Here is a 24,254-nt window from a genome sequence, read left to right on the forward strand (position 1 = left end):
GATAGTTCCCTGGAAGGGAGCCTACGCCAGCGACTATTTCATGCCTGTCGTTGCCAGTCCCTTGACAAAGTACCGCTGCAGGAGCAAGAACAAAATCAGCAGGGGCAGAGTGGCGACAGCAGCCCCCGCAAAGGTCAGGCCCCAGTTTGGAAGGTAGTCGGGAGCAGCCGAGTGGGCAATGGCGACCTGGATCACTTGCTTCGCCTGCGTCTGTATTGCTACAAGTGGCCACAGGAACGCGTTCCATGAAAAGAGGAACTTGATAAGAATCAATGTTGCCAGCGATGTCTTCACATTGGGCAAAATGATGGAAAAGAAGATCCTCACGTGGCCAGCTCCGTCAAGCCTGGCTGCTTCATCAAGTTCAATTGGAATCTGCTCGAACGACTGCCGGAGCAGGAACAGGCCGAATACGCTGGCGACGCCGGGAAGGGCAACCGCCCAGAGTGTGTCTTGGATGCCCATCCCTGACACGACCCTGTACATGGGCACCACCATGGCCTCAACGGGAAGCATGAATGTTGCCAGGATGAGGGCAAATACGACTCCACGACCGCGGAACTGAATCCTGGTTAGAGCGTATGCCGCGGTGGTGCAGACGATCAACGCGCCACCGACCTCAATGGCAGCCACTAGGAAGGAGTTCGTCATTGCTGTTCCGACACCCTTGACGGTAAACAACTCAATGAAGTTGTCCATCACGGCATTGCTCGGGAAAAATGTCCGCCACGAGACCGGTGACATGTCGCGGAAGATTTCGGTTTGCTGTTTGAACCCAGAAGAAACGATCCACAGATAGGGCAGCAGGAATACTGCTAGCACAATGACCAGGATGACACCGGACCAGACCAGCTTCAGCGTCCTGCGCTGTTGAGGGGTTTTAATATCCATGGCCATTTAGAAATTCCACTTCGTCTTGAGTAACCTCATCTGGACAAGGCTGATGGTAAGGGCGAACAACAGCACGACGATGGAGATTGCTGAGGCAAATCCAGGGTCCTGAAGGAAGAAAGCCGTTCGATAAATGTGGTACATGATGAAGTTCGTGCTGCCCTCAGGTCCACCTGTTGTCATGATAAATGCCGGGGCAAAGGCTTGCAGCCCGAACACCGTCATCATGACCACGACAAGCATTGTTGTTCTAGACAGCATGGGAATCGTTATATGAACCAATTTCTTGAAGGCACCGGCGCCGTCAATCTCGGCAGCTTCCTGCACGTCCGCCGGAATGGACTGAAGCCCTCCCAGAAAGAGGACCGCCGCCAAGCCCAACTGCTGCCAAACGCACATCACGATGATGGCGACAAGCGCCGTATCCTTGTTCGTCAGAAAGGCAACCGGTGAGATGCCAAAGCTGCTCAGGATTCCATTGAGCAAGCCTGTTTGGGCCAAGATGAACGTCCACATAGTGGCAACAACAACGGACGACGTGACAACGGGCAGGAAGATGATCGTCCTGACCAGTCCACGGGCAGCCATCTTGCCGTTGATGTAGACCGCCACCATGAGTCCCAGCGGTACAACCAGGAAGAGGAATCCGATCATGAAAATGAACGTGACTCCCAAGGACTGCAGTGTATCGGGGTCAGTGAAAATTCTGGCGAAATTCTTGCCACCCACAAAAGTCGCCGCTTCGGGGTTGAAGAGCGTGTACTCATGCACACTGTCTCGCGCCAGTACAGCGAGTGGAATGTATTGAAACACCAGGGTAAGGACCAGAAAAGGTGACAGGAAGGCAGCGGCCGCTATGACGTCGTGCCTGTTCATAGGGCGGCGTTTTCGCCCGGCACCCTCCCCAGTCTTGGGAAGGGCGATGGATCGTCCTTTTTGTCGGCGATCGGGGAGGGTGTCAGTCATTTTTCCTCGGCTACTTACTTGGCAAGAAATGGGTCGATGCGTGAAGCTGCCTTGTCCAAGGCAGTCTTCGGATCGGCACCATAGGCAATGTCTTTCAACGCTTCACCCACAAATTGGTCGTACTGGACATAGTGGGCTGACGGGGGGCGGGGCACACCGATCTGCTGGATCTCCTGGGTGAAGAGAACATACGGTTCTTCATTGAGTGCGGGGACCTCGGCTGCCGTGGATTTCAGCGCTGGCTGGGCAAAGGTCTGCTCGGAGTATTGCTTCAGCATCGCGCCGGTGCTCATTTCCACGATGGTTTTGCCTGCAATTTCCTTGTTCTTGGACTTTGCAGGGACCCCCATGGTGATGGATCCGGTGTGGGCGATCGGAGTCTTCATGAAGGGAAGCGGTGCAATGCCCCATTCAAAATCAACATTTGCCTTGTTCAGGATGTCAATCATGCCCACCACCTCAATGTCGAAGCAGCTGCGCTGATCGATGAGTGAGTTCGGGATGGCCGTCTGGGATGCGACGGCATTTGGACCACTGAATAGGCTCTGGTAGAACGTTGCACCTTTGATCGCCTCTGGAGTGTTGAGCCAACCCGAGGCGGACTTTCCGTCATCGGAAATCGCATAGTAGGTCTTGTAGGCTGTGGAGTCTTTCGGTGCCTTCGGGTCACCCTCAGAACGCAGGAACAACTGGTCGCGGTACGAGAATCCCGGGCTCCACCGGTTGGGCGCCCAGCCCCATACCGTGGGGTTTTCGGCGGGACCCTGCTGGCATTTCGCCATGGCATCACGGGCTTCTTCCCAGGTCCATGCATCCTCAAGTTTGGAGGGAACCTTGATCCCTGCCGCGTCAGTCAGGTTTTTGTTGTAGAACAGCGCCAGGCTGTCTTGTTGAACTCCCATGCCATACAGCTGGTCCTTGTAAGACTGTTCCGTAACAGTTGCTGAGACTGCGTCATCTTTCCATCCGGAGGGAAGATAGGGGTCCAGCGGCGCCAAAATTCCCAAGGAAGCAAAGTTCTGGGTCCAGGGACCGTCAAAACCAATAATGTCAGGCTGGTTGTTGGACGAGGCCGCTACCGATATCTTCTCTGACAACTGCGCAAACGGAACTCGTTCTGCATCAAATTTGATACAGGGCTGGATCTTTGCGTAGTCCTCGATTTGGGATGGCTTCGGAAATCCGAATTCGGAGGTCAGCACCTTCAACGTGGTGACTCCGGCTGGACATTCACTGGTGATGGGGCCTGGCCCACCAGCCGAATCACCGGCTGACGAGCATCCCGTCATTGCAAGCAGGGAGGCTGCCAGCACCGCAGCGGCTACTTTGACGCCATTTTTCATCTGAACTCCTTGTGTCATTGGTGGGGCCCATGTAATCGTTTACAAAAACGTTTTGTAAACGATTACATGACCCGTGCAAACTGGGTTGGTACCGGTTGTAAGTTGTGATGTCCACACGGCCAATGCTGGTCCCGACAGCCACCGTGGCTTGACTCACATCAGAGTAGCCCAGCTCACAACACTCTGAATAATTCATTATTCCGATGCCCCGCATATCAAAAACCAATGAACCAAGGCAGCTCTCCAGCCTGTCCCACCGACTATTGACCTTGCGATAAGTCCCATCGACGCGTAGTTGGGTGATTCATTTCGGCAGCTGCAGCAATTTCCGGCGTTGTGCGGTTTTCTAATTGTGCAGTTCTTGGCGTTTCGGAACCTCAGATGATCCGTATCCGGCAGCCGGATTCAAACACTCAGCGACAACTACCCAGTGAGTGCGTCCGAGGTGCCAATGGTGTTACGTTCATTAGCGCACCGACAGCCTGACCGTTAGTTGGCAAAAAGCACATGGATTTTTGACAGGAAGCCAGATGAGTAGGGGAAAAAACTTGTTGCCGTGGGCCACGTGTCAGGCGGGGGCGGTACCACGGGGAAATAGCAAGTCCGTTTGATCGCGTGGAGAAGGGCCAGGTTGTGGAACACGCAGATCCTTGACTGCCGCTTGATGACCGAGCGTACAAACCGAAAAAACCGGGTGTAGATCTGTCAACGGATGCATGCAGCGGAGCATACCAACACCCCAGCGGATTCGACCGACGACCCTTGCATTCAAAAGGTTCGAATACCGGATCCCATGGCGGCCGCCCCTGCCGAGAGTACGAAGCGAGCCAACCACGACTGCAGCGGCGAGCGTCTACCCGGCGGCATTCACGGCTCGCGTAGCGCGGAGCCCGTTGAACACCAGGGCACGGTAATGGCAGCGGATGGACAGGTAAATTTCGCGGGGCCCACCGCCCCGAGGCGAGGGCCTACCGGATACGCGAGACATCAGCTTGTGAGAACCCATTTCAAGCCGGCAAATGGGTGAACACGACGGCGCCCGAAGCCGAAAACTGACTGAAATTCCAGCTCAAAAGTATGAGTTAAAGATGGCCCAGGTTGAAATGCTCCCATACCGACGTCATCAAGGCCTTCAAATTCCTCAACATTGTGGGCTTTTGAAGGCTACTGACCACCAATGGGCCTCCTATGGGATTCGAACCCATGACCCCCGCTGTAGGACCGAGGGTCCATTCACCCTTGCCATTCATGGCTTTTGGTGCTTGTTCCTAAGGATCAGGCGCAACAACGATAGCTACTATATTGCCGTTGTTTTTCCTTCAAACAGGTAGGTTTCAGGTGGCCCAGTCGGAAGTCACACCCGACTGCTGCACGAACCCCGAGCATAGCCGGTCAGCCGCCACTACTGTGCCAATCATTTTACTCTTGATGCACCCCGAGTATGGCGCCACGGCGATCTCGATGTATTGGGCGTTACCTCAAACTGACGGTCTTGAGATAGTCAGAATGCTCCTTCACCATAGTCGAAACGTCGATGTTCTGAACTTTGTCGGTGCCAGGAATGAAACCTACGCGGCCGGCGGCTTCTTTGCCCGCCTCCACAATGGGGTAGGCGTACTTCAGGACGCTGTCGTTGTTCGAATGGTAGTTGTAGACGGCGTCTTCAACGGTCGCAGATAGGACGTGGCAATCGCGTTTGGCCCCTACCGCGGCACCGAGGAAGTGGGCTGCCTGAATCTTCGGGGCTCCAGGCTTGGTGGCCAACGTCTCGGCGGCAATGATCATGGCTCGGGCTCCAAGGCTGTGGCCCACCAAGACGTAAGATTCCGCGTCGGTTCTGGCCAGCAGGTCGGCCACAATTGCACCTGTCTTCTCCGCACGATTCCTGGCAACGCTCCAGGGGTTCTTGGCCACATCGGTTGCCACCAATGCTGGCACTATGGGGCCAAGTTTCCTTCCAGCCACTTTCGCGGCCTTCAACGCCGCTTCCTTTATAGCCGCCATACCCAGGCCCTGGGCCGCACCTCCCCCAGCAAGCAACCCCAAGTGCTTGAGTTCCTTGGAACCCCAGTGAACGCGATATACAGGAGAGTCGGAATACCGGCCGGTGATGACGTTATGCCACCCTCCCCACCCTTTGCCGCCTTCGTTGAGGAATCCGCTGCACACAATTACAGGTACGCCCGTTCCTCCTTGCAGCATTTCGATGTGGAACGATTTGTCTTCGCTGACATAGGCATTCACCACGGAGGCACCAAGAACCCCTCCCAATGCAGAGCCGACAGCCGTGACGACAAGTGTTCCGCCAGCCATGCCCAATCCGCCTGCGGCCAGTGAACCGCCGCCCAGCAAGGCGAGCCCATAACTGGTGGCAGCAGCCCCCGTGTAGCCACCAATAGCAGCACCCACAGCCCCGCCAATCGCTGGTGCGGCAAAAAATGCGATGGGTGTAGCCGCAGCAATTCCCAGACCGGCGAGTCCCACAACTTTGGTGGTGCGGGACAGGTTCTGTTTGTCGTACTTTAGGAACTCCTCGTAATTATTGAGGGCACCCATTTTGCGATCGGCCTTTTCAAAACCGGTAATTCTATGGCTGTGTTCGGCGCAGTAAGGGTTTACCTGAACGGCCCCAGGCACGCGCACAGCCATGTTCTGGCACACGGGTCCCATGCAGGGCGAGCCAGGCGCTCCGCAACCATCACACACGAATGTATTCAGTTGAGTGACTGATACGTTTACCTTCGAGTGGTTGTGCTGGCCAAAGCAGGCGGAACACCAGGCATGCTTCTTCACATCCGTGACATCTTCTGCTATGTCGGCAATCCACTCGGCAAGTTTCCGGTGTTTCTTGGCACGTGCAGTAGCACTCTTCTGCTGTTCTTCGTCGGGCAGGTTCACGGCGTCAAATTTGGCCTTTGCAAAAATCCAAGCATGGTTCATCAGGAGGCGATTGGCGCCAAGCATTCCTGCACCAACTTGTGGCTCAACGTCTGTGGTGAGTCCGGACAACGTCAGTTCTTGCCCCTTGGGGGAGACTATGTGGCACTCCAAGCGATTCCCATCGAGGACCCGCGCCATAACATTGGATTTTTGCATGTTTATCTTCCCCAATACGTGGACCACCCGTAGCGGTGGAGCAGAGTTCAATCATCGCACTCTCGGGACTTCAGACACTATTTGCGACTACGCTTATGCAAAGGTTAAGGCAGTTCGACGGATGGGCCTATTCGGTACTGACCGCCTACGACCCCTAACCCCTTGGATCAATCGTCAAGGACTGACTGGCGAGTCTTCGACATTCCTCTCGGACGATGCTAAGTTCGGGCAATTTCCTCGGGTTGCCACTGAGATTGAGCAAGGGACCGAATTCTCGGATGATCCGTGCCTCTGTGTCGTGGACGGCACCGTCAAGCACGAGCCAAGCCACCTCCAGATTTCGGTTGATCCAGCGGATTATGGCTGCTTCGTCCTCCGGAGCAAAGGTGTAGTTGCTCTTATTGACTTTCCCAGCCAAGGATCCCGGCAGCGGCCGATAACCGATAACAGCTCCGATGCTTCTGAAAAACGTGCCGTGCCCCTTCGCCCATAGCTCTTGGCCCAATCGCTTTCGTAAGCTTTCCTTCGCCTCACCGACGTAGATGAGCGGGTCATTGCGCTCTTCGGCATACGCACGAAAAGGCTCTGGGAGTACACCGAATTCGACCACTCGGATGGCGTACACACCAGGCTGATCCGGGACCGCGTTGATGACGGCTCCGGCCAACTGAAAGTTCCTATCCTCGAGCAGGGCCAAGGAATCTCCTGAAGCGACCCTTGCCGGCGGTGCCGGGAGGCTTCCAACAACGGGGGATCGCTTTCGCCATTGTGGCAGGGGCTCAGTTCCCGGGTCCGCCAGCAGGCGTTGATCACTGTCGCCTCCAAGAGCTATTTGGTTACCCACTTTGGTGAATAGTGCAGGGTATTTTCGAATACGCGCGCTAATCTGCGATGCAGGTACGGACTGCGCATCGCACCGCTCATAGAGGCGCTGTTCGTTGACAGCATCTGCAATCTCTCGGGACGTCATCGAGCGACCGGCTTCAGCCAATACTCGTTCAACGGCAGAGTGTAGTGTCAATGGTTCCGTCATGCTCTCTCCATTTGCGAATACGTTTTTGGTCATTTGAGTCGCATCATCCGCTATAGATGAAGTCGGCAGCTGTGGGGCCGGCCAAGTCGGCTATCCATGGCTTCTAGTCGCTGTCGCCGACCGTCTCACGAGTCTTCTCGGCGCCGCGCCCATCCATCCACAAGACGATGTCGATGACTCGAAGCACAGATAGATGAAGCTGACCGGAATCAGCCCGGATAAGCTCTAGCCGCTCGGCGAACCGTCGACCTTCCCCACCTTGAAACGCTTCCCACCAAATGCGCCACTGCCCACCACTGTGCCTCATGCCAACTTGTTCAGCTACGACCGAGTCGTAGTTGGGAACCAGATGCGGTCGCTTGCGTGCGAGAATCTTGCTGGCCGTTGTTTGACCGATGCCCCAGAGATCAGCTCTCTGGCGCAGCAATTTCCAAATATCATCAGCTGGCGAACCGTCATCAAGGAGCAGTGAGAACTGCTCCGAAGTCAGGTTTTCCAGTCGCAGTTCGGCAGTCAACGGTTTCAGGAGCTTCTCGATCTCACCGTCCAACTTCTCTACGATTCCCAGTGCGGCCTGGCCTGGCACATGAACTGAAAGCATGGAGACGGCAATCAGATCGGCTGGAGTGACGCGGTTCGGCTCAACAACATCGCCTCCGCCAGCGAAGGTCTCGAAACGGGAACCTGTGTACAGCGGTCGCCCGTTGGGGCGAACTACGAAGTACTTGTTGATGTGCCCTACAGCCACCTCGTGGGAGATATCCTTCATTGCTTTGAGAAGCATTGTCACCAATTCTTGTTCATAGGCGGTGCCCATCGGGCCCCGAACTACTTGATACAGTCAACCTGCCACATGGGTGTGACAACTCTGCCCTAGCTGGACTAGGGACTGAGATCCAGAGGCTTCATGTCCGGATTGCGCAGAGTTTCCAGCAAATCGTCCTGGCGCGCCTGTCCGAGCGCCAGCCGGTAGCCTGCCAACCCGGCGAGCATCTTTTCCGTCCGCAGCACGTCGCGACTCAGCGGATGATCCAGCAAACGGCGTTCGATCCGATGCTCCCCCGGAAATACCCAATACGGCGAAAAGTCCTTAAGATCCGCCCCCGCTAAGCCAGAACCCCGAGAAACATTGTCGCGTTCCGCCCACTCAAACAATGCCTTCCAGGGATTATGAGCGCCCGACGACCGCACGGCCGCCCAGTGCGCCGCTGCCACATTCTTGCGCACGGCATGCCCCATGTACCTGTGCACGCGTCCTTCGCGCTGTTCAAAATCCACTGGGTTCCCCGGCACATTCCAATGGATCACCGAGTGGCTCCACCAGTGGAAATCGATTCCTTCCTGCCCTACTGAGGTCGACGTCAGCACGAAGGGCCAGAACGGACTATTGAACGCGGTGCGCACGTCCTTGGTGCGGACCGAGCCGTCATCGCTGCGCCCGCCACCGTATCGCACGGCAAATCGCATGCCCATCGCCAGGCCGCTGTCATCGATCGCGGGATCTTTGGCCCGTAACGGCACCTGTTTGATCGACAGCGCACTGCGCATCGTCTCCGCAATCTCCCACAGCTGCTCGCTCACAAGCACCCCGCCCGGCTGCTGACTCCTCAGCTGAAACACATATTCGTCTAGCACCGCCTGCAGGTTTCCGTCTGCGCAGTACCTCAGTATCGCCTGCCAATAGTCGAGCGATGGGTAGAGCTGGCTGATGAGCGTGGTCGCATCGGGCCTGTTGAACAGCGTCCGCAGACCAGTGGTCACGTGCAGCGTCGCCAGCCAGTGGTCTTCGGGGTCGTACGACGCCGGCAAGATCCGTCCGAGCGCACGGTAGACACAGTTTGCGGGAGAGTTGAGCCCCAGGTCTCCGACTCCGGTGCGCCAGTCACCGTTTCGAGCTGCGACCGTTTCCAGCATGCGAGCCACGTGCAACATGTAGTTGCTGACCGTGTCCTCATCAGGCGACGACTCGTCGGGGTCAGTCTCCCCTACGGTCGCTGAGGCAATGGCGTCGTGTGCGTATTCAACGTCCTGCTTCCAGACGGTGGGCAGCGCTTTTCCCACACCGAAGTAGGCAGTCCACACGCCCCGCTCGTCACCGTGGCGGTCGGTTCCCTCAGCAGGGCTCAATGATGTTTCCGCGAGGTCAAGCAATGTATCCGCGCTGGGTGCTTCATCGCCGGCTGCGCCTTTGGATAAAAGCATGGGGTCCGTGATTTTGGCCAGGCTGGCGTGCGGGACAAAGAGCGCAAGTGCTGACATGGCCGTCGGTTCGCCGTCTCGCATGCGCCATGCCAACCGTGGCGTGAACTTGCTGCGAGCCTCCGGCGAGTTCTCATGGTCTGTCCCCGCTGCGGACATGATGAGGCGTTCGGCCTCATAGGACAGCAGGGCACTCACTGCGTTCGGGGTGGCCTGCCACCCCGAGAACAACAACTGTTTTGTTGCACCACTGCCAATCCCGGCGAACACACCTGATGGCTGAGTGTAGGGACAGGATGCTGGCATCCACAGCAGCCGCCACAGACCGCCGGCCATCATATGGCGTTCCACCGAACGGTATTTGGCATTGTCACTTTCAAGCGGCTCAAATCTGAGGTGCTTGTCGCGATCAATTGTCGTCAGTTCTGGTAGTTGGTCACGAACCTCAGCGGACACATCCTTCTCGATCAACTTACCCAGTTGGTAGTCGCCCAAGAAGTTCGCGAAGTATGGAACGGATTTCCAGTATTCAATTGGGTTGCCCGCGCCAGCGGCCCTGGACAAGCGTGTCAAGACCGCCAAGCTTTGCAAATCGGCAGGACGTACGTCATTCGGTGCCATGTGGTGCACGCTCAACATGTCGCTGCCGTCCAGTTGTGGCCGTTCGGTGCGGCACATGAATTGCTTCAAATGCCGTTCCAGTGTCGCCGCATTGTCTCCAGGTGCGATTCCTGCAAGTTGCCGTCTGCGCTGATCCAGAAGTTTACGCAGCTTGTCCATCCACCCAAGTTCATCTTGTGCCAGGAACCCAAGCAGTTCAGTGAATTCTTGGGCATGGTCCTCGCCTCCGTCGTCCAGCCCAGATGTGTGGGCCTTGTACGGCGTGGCGGAGAGTAACAACAATTTGGCGCCGTCATACCTGAAGAAGTTTCGGGCCAGCTCTGCAGCCCCATAGACCTCGGCCCGTTCAAGGGAGTTGTCGGGCCGCGCAGAATCGACGTCGCCAACCGGTTCCTCGGAGCCGTGCAGTAGATCGCGAAAGCGCTGGAACTCATCCAGAATGATCAAATCGGGTTCGAGGCTCTTCAACCCAACCTCGGCAAGAACGCCACGGAATTCTTTGATGAGATCCGGCATCTCAACACGCAAATCGTCATTGGGCACATCCGATCGCAACAAGGATTTGAAGCGACGCATCAGTTTCCGGTCAATCGCTTCCCGGTAAAAATCATCCCTAACTTCCTTTGTGAAGCCTTCCGGATGATTCTTGCGGAACCGGCTAACTTCATACACGAACCCAGGGATCCCGGCGTTCCCGCGAAGAAGTTCGGCAGCCTTGTCCGCGATTTCGGGAGTGAATTGCCGAGGTGCCCGAGAATGGGGAGCGGCCGGCTCACCCATGATCGCTTCGAGCATGAGGAACAGCACCGCTCGTTCTTGCGCATTGCCCAGCTTCTGGCCGGCGTCGAAAGACGTGCCCGGCGTGAGCGAAATGAAGTTGACCCGCTTGACCGTATTTTCAGCAGCGGGTGCATTCAGTTGGCTCAGTTGCAACGGCAAGAGCGTAAGCCGTCCAGATTCGATGATGTCCTTTTGCCGGGTGACATTGATGCGGTCGATATTTTGCCGTGCCAGGTCGGCGTTTGAACACATGTAGACAACGTCGATCCGTCGAACATCGTCCACCGACTCCAGATACTCAATGGCCTTGGCGACCACACCGGCGGCCACCACTGATTTGCCCAGGCCCGTTTCGTCGGCAACCAGAAAACGATCCGTGGTCGCACTACCCGTGTACAAGCGTTTGAAGACGTGGTTCACCGTGCGCTTCTGGAACGGCTTGAGCCCAGCCAAGGTCTGTTTCGCACTAAATATGGTCACGGTGTCTCCCCTACTGCAGCCACCGCTGCGTCCCAAAGCCGGCGTACGTCGTCGAGCTCTTGAATATCCTCCGGCTCGAGTGTGGCAATCGCTCCCCCAGCTTTCGCTTCCGACATCCGGTACAGCTGCTTCATGACAGGGTCCAAATCGGCGAACAACTCCGGCGCATCAGGGCTCGCCACTGCCGAAGCGATGGCTTCAAAGAGCCCTGCAAAAGACCCACCGGTCCCGAATTTGCCAAAAGCCCCAGCAAATTGGCCTCCGCCGGGTGGCGCATGTTGTTCCGGCGTCAGGAACAGCAACAAGAAAGCGCGCAGCTTCTCCACGGTGTTGAGCTGGTTCGCCATGACATAGTCAATCCGCCCGGCAACATCCGTCCGCAGCACCCCCTGCACCACGGTGGACCGGCGCAATTTGGTGTCTGTGTCTTCCAGCTCGATGATCATAAAAGGCGTAACCATCTCCAGTTGCAGTTTCTCAAAACGCAGCGCGGCGCCGGCGCCCGTCACCTCCAGCATCCGGCTTGGCAGTGTCAGCAGCCCCATCCGCGCTAAAATGCCAGCCGGCGGTACATATCCATGTTCCACAACGACTGTGTAGTTGTCAGCCTCGCCGCCAGCATCAAGCGTGTAGCTATGGGTCGCCGCCGCGATCAGGGCATTTTGCAGCCGCCAATCCGCCTTCTCGTCGTCGCTGCGCTCGGCACCACCTGCCCCGGTGAAATCGCTGAACGGCAGTCCCTTGAGCGCATTGGTGATTTTTTCCGTGCCGATGCGTTTCTTCGCCCCGGTCATTTCAACAGAAAATTCCACATTGCGCTCGAATGCGGCGCGTGTTGCGTTGGCCGAGCCCATCAACACATGCGTCGTATGGTCAAAGTCCGTGAAGATGGCTTTCGCGTGCAGCCCTCGAAGGTCCTCCCCTTCAGCCTCAGCTTGCTCTTCGTCGTAGGGCGACAATCCGCTGTCATCCACAGCATTGAAAGTCATGACGCGGCTAGCCAGAGTTTCGGGCGCCAGCCGCTCAAATTCGTTGCTGCGCCCATAGACCCGTACTGATTCGGCCCATGAACCGGCAAGAATCTCCATGGTTGCGTTGTCCACGAATGGTGCAATCACAATACGGTTGGCACCAAAATTTCGCTTCTCGCCCATCTGCCCATTAAGTCCGACGGCGGAACTTGGGTTCTGGAGCAGACCCAACAGGGTGTTGGCCGGGTAGCGTTCGCCTGTGCCCAGCGGGCCGAACGCCAAACTGCGGATATCCGGTGGCAATTCCCAGCTCACAGATGCCAACCTGCCAATGAGACCTTGAATGGCTCGGGCTCGTGTTTCTGCCAGTGGCGCTGTGCAGAGCTCAGGTAGTTTGGCGAGAAACCTCATAAGGGGTTCATTGTCGACGGCTGCGGCGTCGTTCCTATCGTCCGCTGTGTCTGCCGGCCAGCCGTCGAGGCGGACGAGCAGGTCCCAGGAGGTGTCAGGTGTGAGATTCCGGCTGCTGCAGAGGAATCGGTATTGGTAGTCGCCGTCTGCTTCGAATTCCAAGATCCAAACCTTGGGGTGAAAAAGAGCGTTGGAACCGCTCGGGGTGACCTGGTGAATGATGGGTTCCAGTACCGCCAAAAGGTCGTTTGATTGTCGGGGAACGCGGATCAGCCCGGCCTGGCAGAAGATGTCGATTCTGTCGGAGACTTTCCTGATGGCGTTAAGGAGGGCAACGCTGTTGCCAGGGTCCTCACCTGATCCGCGGACAAAACTCAGCGGAATTGAGAGGGCGCTGATCATGTCGAGGGTAAATGTGGTTCCAATGGCATGGCTGAGTCGATACCCGGCAGGTGGACGTAGCTGTTCCGTGAGCGATTCACGGCTTCCAGGATCAAGCACGGGCCAGCCCTTCCCGCAGATCAACCATCATATTCCTCACTTGGGTCCAGCGAAAAGTCTGCACACCAACTTGCGTCGGTGCGGTCCAATTGTGGAGTCGGCGCTTGTTGAGGAAGCGAGAATTGGCACCCTTGGCGCGCTTTTCCCGTGCCCGAATCATGGAGTGCAGCATCATATTGATGAGTGGGTCGGTGCCGGATCGCACTTGATCGAGAGTGCTTGTTAGAAATGCGATGTTCCCAAGTTGAATCCGTGGGTTCGCTGCGCGTACCAGCTCGATGAATTCTTCAACATTCCACATCAGAATGACATCTTGAGCCACTGAGTCTGCGAGCCATCCGTTCAACGCAGCAGCGTCGTCATCCTCTGGTTCCTCGCCAAGTTGCCGGCGAAGTTCAGTGGTGACCAGAAATGCGTAAAGTGCTTCCAGTCCGTGTTGTAGCGCGGAGAAGGCTTCGGCGTGTTTCAGCCACACTGCTGCTTCACCGACTGCGGATTGGGCTGCCGGATCGGTCCAAGGCCGATTGTTCGACTTTAGAATGTACTGGGGCTTGGCCGCGAGCTGAGCCAGCATCGCATTGGGGACCGTGGCAAGGATGCGGTCCCTGATCCATTCGGCTTCGGCGCGGTTGAGTTCGATCCCTCGTGCCTCGGTTCGTGGAAATCCTTCAGGTGCTGGCGGAAGTCCGGCATGCCACACAGGTCGTTCAGAAATTCCGTCTCGTTGTGCAGCTGCGTGTTCAACAGTGGCATCACCGATGGCGTTGCGCTCTACGTCTTCGCGAACAATGCCCCACTTCTTGAGCGCTGACCAATAAGCCACGGAAGGCAACTGGGCCACTCCGTCACCAGCAGTACTTCCAATGAATCGTTTGGCGTTTAGCTCGTGGAAACGCCGAATCAGCTGCTTCTCTGCAGCTTTTGCGTCCCTCAGGATCCCTTCAGGACTTCGAGCACTGCTCGCAGTCTGATAGCACCATGGAACAAGCAGGAGGTACCGGGCAGCGACGTGCAAAACCGATGTTCCGGGGAACAAAGCGTTACTGATCGTGTCCCGAAATTGCCCAAGGGCCAAGTCATCAATGCTGTCGGGAGTCTCAAACATACGCGCGATCTCACGCAAGCGTGCTGTCTCAGCCGTGTTGGCATCAAGCCACGAAATCAGTGAAGCCACACACTCATCCTTCTGCCTCCCGTGGGCAACAGACTTGCCACTTCGATGAGCCTACCGACAGCCACTGGCAACGCCGCAATGACGCTCCAGTGCCTGCCGATATTTCTATCCAAGGGGTACGAGGCTCCGTCTCGGGGATCACAAGAGCAAGAGCTAATGGCTCTGGATATCCAGGCAAACTGGACCTGACTCTCCCATGCTCACCTCCATCTTTAATGACGACCGACTCACCGATTATCGCTTCAAAAATGGCCACGCAATAACTTGCCGTGAATCCGCAGAGTGAAGATAGGGCCTCCTTGGCCATGCCCGAGTGAATGTTTTCGATTAAGGACCTGATCCAGGACTGATCAAAACCAGACTTACCCAGCAACGAATATGTTGAACCGACAAGATCCCGTTCGGTTCCCACCGAGCACACCACCCGTGGCTACGTCCCGTTGAGGTCAGCAGCACCATCTGCAAACCGGGCGACTGGAGATTCGAACCGATTTCGCTTCATCAGATAGTCGGATGGAATTCTGCGGTTCAATTCACTCGGAAAGCCATCACCGCAGGTCAGAGACGTTTTCTGCGCCTGGCACTTATGACAGCTTATCAACGTTATGAACCCCGCTGTCGCCTCTATCGTCCAATTTGACTTGTCAAAAGTCGTTCCTGGCCTTTGTTGGTGACCCGGGTGCGCAACAATGGATGATACTGAATAGGCGGCAGTTTTCGCCCAATTTAATGAGTTTCTAATGAGTCGGTTACATTCCGTGTGGCGCTTCACGCGCCTGTACTGGCCCAAGGAACATCGGCTCGCTCAGCCAACGAAACCCAGCCGGCTCGGCAGTCACGGATTCTCAGCGGGTTGTACAGTTTCAGGCTTCGGCAGCTGACTGCGACATGACTGACTCGTTTGCCCGAACCCGCGCGGAACCCTCCACGGAGCGAAACTGAATGAGGTCCAGAATCTGCTCCAGTTCGTCACTGAGATTTCTCGCAAAAGTGGGTTCGTGATGAGCCATTCGATTCCGCAGTTTCCTGATGAATTCTAGATCCGAGTAGATGCGACTACGGAGGTCGGCTCTGACTGCCGCGTTAGGAAATAGCGAGGGAATGCGACCGCCCATGACGGAGCATCGAACTTTTGCGTGAACATCGTCCGCCAAAAACGCGACCTTCAGTTCTGCCACGGCCTTGCCACCTGCGTTTGTCAGTGACTAAGAGGTTACGGTTGCCATGGCTGGTGTGGGTTCGGTGTCCAAGGAGCCAGCGGACCCTGCGGGTTTCAGCATGGTCTTCGGACAATGGAAGACATACCAGTTGGAATGCGGTGGCTGCTCAAGCTGAGCAGTTTTCAGACGAAGGTAGATTCTGCCCGAGGCAAAATCTACCCCGGGGGCCCAACTTTCGCTGAAAGTCACCGCTATCTAGCCTGGAAATCGCCGAAGATTTGGGCGGGGCGGCGTCGGCCAAAGTGTGTCAATCGACGGCGGCGATCCCCAATCCTGAATCGAGGGTCAACTTAATTCCTTCACTCAGCGATATAAGGGGATTCCATCCGAGTTCCTCCTGAGCAACCCGAATATCGGGCTTCCGAGTACGCGGATCACCAGGTCTGCCGGCGCGGTGCACGATCGAGGAGGTTGAGCCGGAGATATCGATTGTGAGTCGTGCGAGTTCGAGCACCGACACTTCCTCCGTCGCGCCTAGATTGAACGGACCGGTGGTTCCATGCTCCAGTACTCGGAGTAGTCCCTCTACGGTGTCTGTCACATAGGTATAGCACCGGGTGTGGCTGCCGTCGCCATGGATCGTCAACGGCAGTCCGCGTGTGGCCTGACTCAGGAATGTCGGTACTACGCGTCCGTCTGTCGATCGCATCCCGGGCCCGTAAGTGTTAAAGATCCTTGCAATCGAGACTCGGACACCCTTGCTACGCGAGTACGCAACAGTCATAGCCTCAGCGAAACGCTTGGCCTCGTCGTACATGCTTCGCGGCCCGATTGGATCGACGTTTCCCCAGTACCCTTCGTTCTGCGGCGTGACCAAAGGATCCCCGTAGACCTCTGAAGTCGAAGCGAGCAGATAGCCAGCCTCGTGTCTGGCCGCCAACTTCAGGGTTTCCTCTGTGCCGATCGCGCCCGCCCGCAATGTCTCGAGTGGTAGCGCTGTGTAGTCTTCAGGGGAAGCGGGCGATGCTAGATTCACGACATAGTCGACGTGGCCCTCAATCCAGAGAGGCATGGTTACGTCAGCATCTGCTATCTCAAGGCGTGAGTGGCGATCCAGCGTGCGTCCGCCACTCGTGATCCCGTTGTCTATCACGACAACATCGTTGTCTTGTCTCAGCAGGCGCGAGACGAGGTGCGAGCCGATGAAGCCCAGCCCTCCAGCAACGACGACTCTCTTCTCAGAGATCATGATGGTCTCTCGGTCAAGATTGAACTCCAGCCGTAGCCGACGGCCCTGGTCAGCGAATAGTCAGGAAGCCAGTTGATGCGCATCCGCGCCTCCCGGGCGATAGCCACGGACGTCACTATCTCGCCTCGACACGGAGGTAGAAACGGCATGCTGGAGGGGGGAGTCGGAAACCATCAGCACGCATCTGGCGACGAGAACGGCGTCCACGACCACCCTCTTTCATCTGGGACACTTGTATCATGACAATAGCACTCGTCACTGGCTGCGATGGCCTAGTTGGATCCGCCACGGCGGAACACCTCCACTCGTTGGGTTATCAGATCATCGGCATCGAAAACAACTCTCGAGCAACTTATTTCGGATCGGGTGGCACGACGTCCATTCGACGTGGGCCCGCGGCCGGGCCTAGCATCTACCTGCGACGGTTTGATGTCGACATACGTGATACTGAATCAATCAAGACAATCTTTAGCACGTACGGTAAAGAAATTTCAGCCGTCGTTCACACCGCCGCTCAGCCTTCACACGAATGGGCTACCCACAATCGACGCATAGACTGGGACGTAAATGCGACGGCTACTTATTCGTTACTCGACGCCACGATCGAATACTCCCCTGCTGCCTCATTTATTTTCTGCTCAACGAATAAGGTATACGGCGACCGAGTTAATGAATTGCCCCTCGTTCTGCAGGACACTAGGCTGGACTTACCAGCCAATCATGAGTACTTTGCTGGCATACCGGAGTCGTTCAGCATCGACGCGACCACACATTCCTTCTTTGGCGTCTCGAAGTTGGCCGCCGATGTGATGGTTCAAGAGTTCGGCAGGTATTTCGGATTGAGCACCGCCGTATTTCGCTGCGGCTGCATTACTGGAAAAGCACACGCCGCGGTAGAAGCGCACGGATTCATGGCATACCTCGCGAAATGCGTGAGAGAGGGAGTGCCGTACCGCGTCATTGGCCACGCGGGAAAACAGGTTCGAGACAACATTCACGCATCCGACCTCGCGCGAGCATTCGGAGAGTACCTCAGAAATCCTAAACCAGGCAAAGTCTTTAATATGGGCGGAGGCCGTGAGAATAGCATCTCAGTGATCGAAGCGGTCCAGAAGTTTGAGATTCTTACAGGCAACGAGGCAGTTTTGGACCAATCGTCGCTCGAGCGGCCTCGTAAGGGCGATCATCGGTGGTGGATTTCGTCGTCTGAGAGGTTCCAATGCGACTATCCAGCATGGGGAATTTCGATGTCTATAGACGATATCGCTGAAGATCTACTGAGCGTCTATTGAAGACCTGCAAACCACGACTCCGTGCGACGGTAGGTACAGAAAGTCGGCGACCCCCCGATCCAGACTTCGCAAAGCGTGGTGAAGGTTCTCACAAATAGGTTCGGAGTCGTTAAGGCTCGTGTTTAGCAGCGCTCCAACCCCGGTGAGGTCTCGAAACTCGCTGATTAGATCGTAGAATCTTGGTGCGTTTGTCGGGGTAACTATTTGGAGTCGTCCTGTCTCGTCCGAATGCAAGGCTCCCGGTGCCGCCGCAATCATGCTCGACGAAGCGGGCACTGTGAGTGCCATATAGTCGCTGCCGTAGCCGCCGAAATAATCTTGGACGCATTCGACAAGCACGGCCGGCGCGAAAGGCCTGTAGGAGGCTCGGTGCTTTCGAGCGTTGAGTCTCTCTTGCACGTCGCCGTCCCTGGGATCGGCCAAGATGCTTCGATTCCCAAGCGCTCGTCTACCAGACTCGGATCGTCCACTAAACACGCCAACGATGTTTCCGAGCGCGATCAACCTCACTACCTCAGCGTCAGACGCGCGAACCGCACGCGAACCCAAACCTCGTATAATGGCGGCTTCTTCGTTGACGGAGTATTCTCGACCGAGAAACGGAGTTAGGGATGGAGTACCCGTTATCCGTTCGTTCCCGAGCAATGCATGCCAGACGTACTGTGCTGCGCCGATCGCCAGTCCCCCGTCGTATGGTACCGGTGGGATAAAAACTTCGAGGTGTGGATACATGATCGCAATTCGCCCCATCATGACGCTATTCAAAGCCACCCCGCCAGCAATGCAAAGCCCATCGAAATTGCCCATCCTGATGTATGGGTCAAGTCGTTCGAGGAACAGACGCTCAGTTGCTAACTGAAGCCCGGCTGCCAGCGAATTTCGCGCCTCCGATGAAGACTCAGCCTCCAGCCGGAGTGGTGCCCAATACTCGGCACATAAGTCCTCTCCCATTCCACCCGACGAAACCGCGAGATCCTCAGTAAGTGCTCTCATGAAACGCCCGACCGACTCACCACCATCGGAGAGTGCTGCCATCGCCATTACGGAACCCGCCTGATCTCCAGAAGGCCAGCCCGAACTCAAGCCAAAAACATGCCGCGTAGTTCTAGTCCAGACCGACCCGATGTTGCTCTGCGCGAGGGGTACCGTTTCGAGGTGTCGAATATCGTGTCCCAATCCGTGCCAAAACGAGAGCGCCGTCGCGCTCGTTAATGGCGTACCGTCACGCTCGTACCCTCCTCCGTCGACGGAGACTATCAGCGCATTCTGCAGGTGCCCCGGAGAGGAGAAGTATGCGTGCGCGGCATGAGCTCTGTGGTGTCCCACCCACTCGAAACGTGTGCCCTCAGCAAGCTTTCGCGCTAGCCGGGGCCACGAAGGCTGATCGATCAATTGCGTTGACGGATAGCAGCTGACAATCCAGTCAATATTGGAGCCGAAACCAAGTGACGCGGATGCGCTTTCGAAGAACGCAAAGGAGTCTGCGATCACCTCCTTCTCGCGGACAAATCGTTCAATCTCTTCGTGGACTTGGATCTCCCCATTTTTCATCCACGCGTAAGATGAGTCGTGATCAGACCACAAGCCAAGAATAGTTACCATGTGGCAGATCCAGCAACGCCCTGGTAGGGCGAGTTCTGAGATATTAACTTGTCGAATATTCGGTTAACCCGTGACGCAGCGACTTCTCGAACGGACGAGTGCACCTCGCGGATGTCGATTAGTGCGTTGTAGTCAGTCATCCAGCAACTCCAGATGCCGGTGTCATACCGCTGCAGCACGTAGTCGGTCTCATCTTTAACAATCGGATGGAAACCGGAACGAAAGATGGCCTGGTTGCAATCATGGACCGCGGTGAAAATGCGGTTCGCCTCGCCGGGGAATTTGATGAACGCTTCACGGGGGTGAATGCCCCGAATGAATTCGAAGAGGATGGCACGTACTGGCCGCAAGCCTGCCAACTCGAGGACCCGCGACTCGTACACGGAGACCACAGCGCCGCTGGCACAGATCTGTCGGAGTGCATCAGGTTGAGCGTATATCTGGTTGCCGATAGGGAATAAATCTGGATGCAGTTTCATCGCGACCACCCGAGATCTAGTCTGATAATCGGCGTCAAGCGTGATGATCAGTGAGTCATCCGCGCGCCGAGGGTACTTGAGAGCAGATAGTCCGGCATCGCTCGGTAGCTCGCTACCCGTTAGTGCAGCGTCCAACACTGATTTGGAAGAGACCGCTGTCCACAGTGAGTCTCCGTCGATCGGATCAGACAAGGGACTCATACAACTCCTTATACTCTGTGACTGCCCGGTCGATCTGACCGATCTCTAGTGCTCGCTCCCGAGCGGCTACGCCCATGCGATGTCGTAGCGTTGCGTCGTTGATGAGCGCCAAACAGTATTGAACGAGCATATCGGGCTCTTGCACTGAGGCTACGAAACCGGTGCGGCCGTGCTCAACGATCTCACTTGTTCCACCAACGCTGAACGCTACAACAGGTAGTCCAGTAGATTGGGCCTCGAGAACTGCCAAGGGATAGTTCTCAGCCCCCGAGAGGGAGACGTAGAAGTCTAGGCACTGGTAGTAATTCGCCATCGCCTGGTCTCCGGTCAACCGTGGGATACGAACGAGCCGGGAATCAGAGGTGCTCACGTCATCCTCGTCTATTCCAACCAAACTCAGTTCGAAGCCGTTGGCCGACGGATGCAGGGAGTCCAGCAACCATTCAATGGATTGCACGAATTTCCACGACGAGCGCTCGCCACGCTCGGCCACGATCCCTATGCGAATTCTCGACGAGCCGCTTTTGCCGATGCATACTCCAGGACGAAAGATGTCAGTGTCGATTCCGCTCCGGATCAGACGGATCGCATGCCCTCCAAGCAAACTCGTCCGTGCAAGCCCCTCAAGCCACGCCGAAGGGGTTACCGCCGTGAAATGAGATCTGTCGTAGATTGCCTTCTTGAAATGCCAGAGTTCTGCGCTTCGGTCGGGCATCGCAAGTGGTGGAGTGTTTGGATGGGGGCAATGGCCGCAACCTTCCCTCCAACGCTCGCACCCGAGCGATTGAAAGCAGCGGCCTGTCAGCGCCTGCATGTCGTGTAACGTCCACAAGGTGGGCCGCATTCTGGAGATGCTCGAGATCGAGTATGGGTGTACATATCCACCGTGCAAGTTATGGAAGTGCACGAGATCCGCAGCACGGATCCATGGATGCGCGCTCAGCCCATCCGCACGAAGGTCGAAATCGAGCATCCCCGGGTCGGTGGCGAAGCGCTCGACCACGAGCTCTTGAACGAAATCTTGTGTCACGAAACTTTTTGCGACAAGCATGCGGGAATCAAGGCCGCTCAAGCGCTCACGCTCAACCAAGCGCAAAGCGTGCATGCCAGCGCCGCCTCGACCTGCCACAGTATTGACATGTACTACGCGCATGATGGCCCGCCCAGCACAGAGCTAAGCCTCTCGCGGGTATCTTGATCGCTAGTGTCGAGCCATCGCACGAATCTCGGTGCCATCAGCCAGTCATGAAAGTCTCCGGCACCCCAGTTGCGCACCAGGCGCCGAGGCATTCGGTAAGGGTCTGAACCCCGATCAACTCCGCTTTGATCGGTCGTCAGCGCAGATCGCATTCCCTGCTGCGCTAGAATTTTCCCCGCCTGACTATGCACTGTATTCGGGGTTCCGAACGGATACGCAAAGTGCGTAGGGAATCTGCCGGTGAGTTCGCGAATGTGAACTGCGCTAGACGCTACTTCTTGCCTCAACTCACCTTCGCTGAGTACTGACGTCGCCGTGTGAGTCACGCCGTGCGTTTCGATGCTCACTCCGCTCCGACTTGCTAGAGCCAGCAGGTCGGAGGTTGTCATCATCTCGTGCTTAGGCTCTGTAACGGCCAGATCTGGCCATAGGCCATATATGTCGTCAAGTGCCTCTAGTGCATGTTTCCCTCGAAACACCGACGCGTGACGGAAGAACGCCACCACTGGATCGATTCCTTCTTTCACTAGGTCGTGGCGGGCCCCAGCTGGACCGCACTCGAAGTACGCACGTTCGAGCTCATCGAACCACATCCTCCGACTTGCTTCTCGGCCTGCCAGTACGAAGAGCGAAGCGGGTAGAGCATGCTTTTCAAGTATGGGTATGCCGTTATGGGCGACATCGCGATAGCCGTCGTCAAATGTGATCGCTACCAAGCCATCGTTGCTCAGCCCACGCGAGTGCCGATCGACGAAGGTGTCAAGCGAGACCACATCAGCTACGTCGGCCAGGACTTGCATCTGAGCATCGAAATTGTGGGGATGCACGGCCATCTGGTGAGCATCGATTTCATCATCGGTCACCCGGTGGTACAGAAGTATCGCTCCGCCATGTCCTATACTCAATCCATCTCCTCCTGTGCGATCGGCCTAAATTCCTACTTCGAAACAATTCAAAAGATAGCGGCAGCCAACGGCGTTGGTCGGCGCAGACTCGTCAATATGGATCTGGATCCTCGCACTAACTTGTGCTCGACCGCACACTGCAAGGTTCATCGAGGCTCCATTGCTAACATCATATGCGCCCGTATCCTGAGTTGAGACGTGCGCCACGAGGCGCTTGTTGTTCGAATGGAGGCGCCCGTCAAAATTTCTCAGACAGTTCATGGTAGACGGCGGTTCGAGACCAAAGGCCTCACCCATCATGGAGGCATTAATGTTGAGGCCATACCAGGTTAGGACACCGACGTTTTCCAAAAGGATTTCAGCCACTTGGTCGTTGGGGAGGCAGTAAATATCCTCCAACAACAACACGCCTGGACTCTCTGCCAACCAACGAACGAAGAACTCTTTGCTCGAGTGGCCTTTCTCTAATTGACGGAACGCTATGGCACGGACAGCGCTACCGGCTCGTTGATAAGAATCAAATTTCGCCGGTCTACCGGGCTCATTCAACTAGACGATGCGGCCACATTTGAACACACCGAGTACCGGTCAGCTAACCACTTCTCAAGATCGTCGCAATACTTCATGGACCTGTAGCGTCGGATCCGCGGGACCAGCTGGAAATCCGTTCGGTCCTGCTGCGCCTTTTCGCCGCTATTGCTCACGATCTTGGCAACCTCAACGATCAGGTCTTCACGAACAAGTTTACCCAACGTAACGAAGTCCGCGGTGAGTCCACCACCCCGCGAGTGAGACATTGCCCCCGCTGGCTGAATCATCGCGAGCAATTTGCCTAAATTTCTGTCATCTGTGACAAAGACTGCAGGCTGCACGAATCTAGTCCTCAGTTCAGGCAGCGACGGCATTCTGGCCACCCGAGAATACGTGAGATCGAAGCTCGTATTCCAGAGCTTGTCCAGAGTAGTTTTGAGATCCTGCTCATTGTGCAATTTCATGATGCTTAGGGCCAACTGACGCCCCGTCGAATTGCCCGTCAGCAACAGTGCACCGAGCATAAGCTCCCTGGACCCACGGCTGAAGAGCTCCTCAGCAAACAACTCGAGTTCCTTGAACGCATCGACAGGATCTCCCTGCTCAAGGTAGAGCTGGTACGACTTGAGCAGAGTCGCATAGGACGGAATGATCAGGTTCTCGCGCACGATACGCAAATCCTTATCTAGAACGCCGCTTGAGCCCTCCACGGTATCCGGTGCGTACACTGTAGGCAGGACGTCCTCTCCCTTCAGCCATGCTCGGAGCGACGCCCTGTCGTCAACCAAGAGTCGCATAGCGTTCTCGCTCCGCCGATGATAGTTCGAGACTTTCGACATCTCCGCCTCTCGCCGTATGACGCTTTCCGCCGCACCGAGACCAGGCATGACCAGCACGTCCTCATCAAGCCGGCGAACTAAGTCAGCCATGCGAGCCCTTACCGTACTATGCGGATAGGAAGACCCCCGCTGTGCGATGGAGTCCAAGTGGCCCGTGACGTTGGCGTCAAGGAGCAAGGTTTTGATAGGACCGACGTACTGCGTCGGGAAGTACAAATACTCTGGCATTGAGCAGCACACCTTCTTCGAGGATGGAATATTGTGATCTCTTTAGAAGACTAGCAATCACTAAGGCGTAGGTTTGCCCTCCCGCTGTTGTAACCATGAGTCCA

General features: G+C 56.3%; 17 protein-coding genes and 1 pseudogene. 2 read left to right on the forward strand and 16 right to left on the reverse strand.

The window, feature by feature from the left end:
- Positions 1-33 precede the first annotated feature (33 nt).
- The 11 genes and pseudogenes from AB0P14_RS03770 to AB0P14_RS03820 form a co-directional block, all read right to left on the reverse strand.
- Positions 34-897, reverse strand: a complete 864-nt coding sequence (locus tag AB0P14_RS03770; protein ID WP_363837901.1) for a carbohydrate ABC transporter permease — start codon at positions 895-897, stop codon at positions 34-36.
- Complete coding sequence (locus tag AB0P14_RS03775) at positions 898-1,857, reverse strand: sugar ABC transporter permease (protein WP_363837904.1); 960 nt, start codon at positions 1,855-1,857, stop codon at positions 898-900.
- 14 nt (positions 1,858-1,871) lie between these two features.
- Positions 1,872-3,200, reverse strand: coding sequence for an extracellular solute-binding protein (locus AB0P14_RS03780; protein ID WP_363837907.1), 1,329 nt, complete (start codon positions 3,198-3,200; stop codon positions 1,872-1,874).
- Positions 3,201-4,673: 1,473 nt separating this feature from the next.
- A complete protein-coding gene (locus AB0P14_RS03785; RefSeq protein WP_363837909.1) occupies positions 4,674-6,296 on the reverse strand; it encodes a DUF726 domain-containing protein in 1,623 nt (540 codons plus the stop codon).
- Positions 6,297-6,450: 154 nt separating this feature from the next.
- Positions 6,451-6,993: a GIY-YIG nuclease family protein gene (locus tag AB0P14_RS03790; RefSeq protein WP_363838181.1), complete on the reverse strand. Its 543-nt coding sequence runs from the start codon at positions 6,991-6,993 to the stop codon at positions 6,451-6,453.
- A gap of 147 nt (positions 6,994-7,140) precedes the next feature.
- Positions 7,141-7,362 (reverse strand): annotated as a pseudogene (locus tag AB0P14_RS03795) (HTH domain-containing protein); the annotation flags it as partial.
- Between the two features lie 70 nt (positions 7,363-7,432).
- Positions 7,433-8,113 carry a DUF6308 family protein gene (locus AB0P14_RS03800; protein ID WP_363837912.1) on the reverse strand — a complete coding sequence of 227 codons (681 nt, stop codon included), beginning with the start codon at positions 8,111-8,113 and terminating at the stop codon, positions 7,433-7,435.
- Positions 8,114-8,211: 98 nt separating this feature from the next.
- The gene (locus tag AB0P14_RS03805) at positions 8,212-11,409 is read right to left on the reverse strand and encodes a helicase-related protein (RefSeq protein ID WP_363837915.1); all 3,198 of its coding nucleotides are present in this window, start codon (positions 11,407-11,409) and stop codon (positions 8,212-8,214) included.
- Positions 11,406-13,292 (reverse strand): phospholipase D family protein, encoded by a 1,887-nt coding sequence (locus AB0P14_RS03810; RefSeq protein ID WP_363837917.1) that lies wholly within the window; start codon positions 13,290-13,292, stop codon positions 11,406-11,408. The genes AB0P14_RS03805 and AB0P14_RS03810 overlap by 4 nt, the downstream gene beginning before the upstream one ends.
- On the reverse strand, positions 13,285-14,466 hold the full coding sequence (locus AB0P14_RS03815) for a DUF6361 family protein (protein ID WP_363837919.1): 1,182 nt from the start codon (positions 14,464-14,466) through the stop codon (positions 13,285-13,287). Before AB0P14_RS03815 ends, AB0P14_RS03810 begins: the two co-directional genes overlap by 8 nt.
- 1,467 nt (positions 14,467-15,933) lie before the next feature.
- Positions 15,934-16,875: an NAD-dependent epimerase/dehydratase family protein gene (locus AB0P14_RS03820; protein WP_363837923.1), complete on the reverse strand. Its 942-nt coding sequence runs from the start codon at positions 16,873-16,875 to the stop codon at positions 15,934-15,936.
- Positions 16,876-17,114: 239 nt separating this feature from the next.
- Between AB0P14_RS03820 and AB0P14_RS03825 the strand changes: the two genes are divergently transcribed.
- Positions 17,115-18,167: an NAD-dependent epimerase/dehydratase family protein gene (locus tag AB0P14_RS03825; RefSeq protein ID WP_363837926.1), complete on the forward strand. Its 1,053-nt coding sequence runs from the start codon at positions 17,115-17,117 to the stop codon at positions 18,165-18,167.
- Here the strand turns inward: AB0P14_RS03825 and AB0P14_RS03830 are convergent.
- The 4 genes from AB0P14_RS03830 to AB0P14_RS03845 are packed head-to-tail and all read right to left on the reverse strand — an operon-like array spanning position 18,150 to position 22,363.
- A complete protein-coding gene (locus tag AB0P14_RS03830; protein WP_363837929.1) occupies positions 18,150-19,769 on the reverse strand; it encodes a carbamoyltransferase C-terminal domain-containing protein in 1,620 nt (539 codons plus the stop codon). The genes AB0P14_RS03825 and AB0P14_RS03830 overlap by 18 nt on opposite strands.
- Positions 19,763-20,449: a hypothetical protein gene (locus AB0P14_RS03835; RefSeq protein WP_363837932.1), complete on the reverse strand. Its 687-nt coding sequence runs from the start codon at positions 20,447-20,449 to the stop codon at positions 19,763-19,765. Before AB0P14_RS03835 ends, AB0P14_RS03830 begins: the two co-directional genes overlap by 7 nt.
- Positions 20,433-21,539: a glycosyltransferase gene (locus AB0P14_RS03840; RefSeq protein ID WP_363837935.1), complete on the reverse strand. Its 1,107-nt coding sequence runs from the start codon at positions 21,537-21,539 to the stop codon at positions 20,433-20,435. Before AB0P14_RS03840 ends, AB0P14_RS03835 begins: the two co-directional genes overlap by 17 nt.
- 53 nt (positions 21,540-21,592) lie before the next feature.
- Positions 21,593-22,363 (reverse strand): polysaccharide deacetylase family protein, encoded by a 771-nt coding sequence (locus AB0P14_RS03845; RefSeq protein ID WP_363838184.1) that lies wholly within the window; start codon positions 22,361-22,363, stop codon positions 21,593-21,595.
- On the opposite strand from AB0P14_RS03845, the gene AB0P14_RS03850 reads away from it, so the two are divergent.
- Positions 22,292-22,747 carry a hypothetical protein gene (locus tag AB0P14_RS03850; RefSeq protein WP_363838189.1) on the forward strand — a complete coding sequence of 152 codons (456 nt, stop codon included), beginning with the start codon at positions 22,292-22,294 and terminating at the stop codon, positions 22,745-22,747. The two genes, AB0P14_RS03845 and AB0P14_RS03850, sit on opposite strands and share 72 nt — an antisense overlap.
- A 350-nt stretch (positions 22,748-23,097) precedes the next feature.
- On the opposite strand, the gene AB0P14_RS03855 is transcribed toward AB0P14_RS03850, so the two are convergent.
- Entirely contained in the window at positions 23,098-24,150 is a 1,053-nt protein-coding gene (locus AB0P14_RS03855; protein WP_363837938.1) for a hypothetical protein, read from the reverse strand.
- Positions 24,151-24,254 lie beyond the last annotated feature (104 nt).

It is taken from the genome of Specibacter sp. NPDC078709 (assembly GCF_040686795.1).
Lineage (GTDB): Bacteria > Actinomycetota > Actinomycetes > Actinomycetales > Micrococcaceae > Specibacter.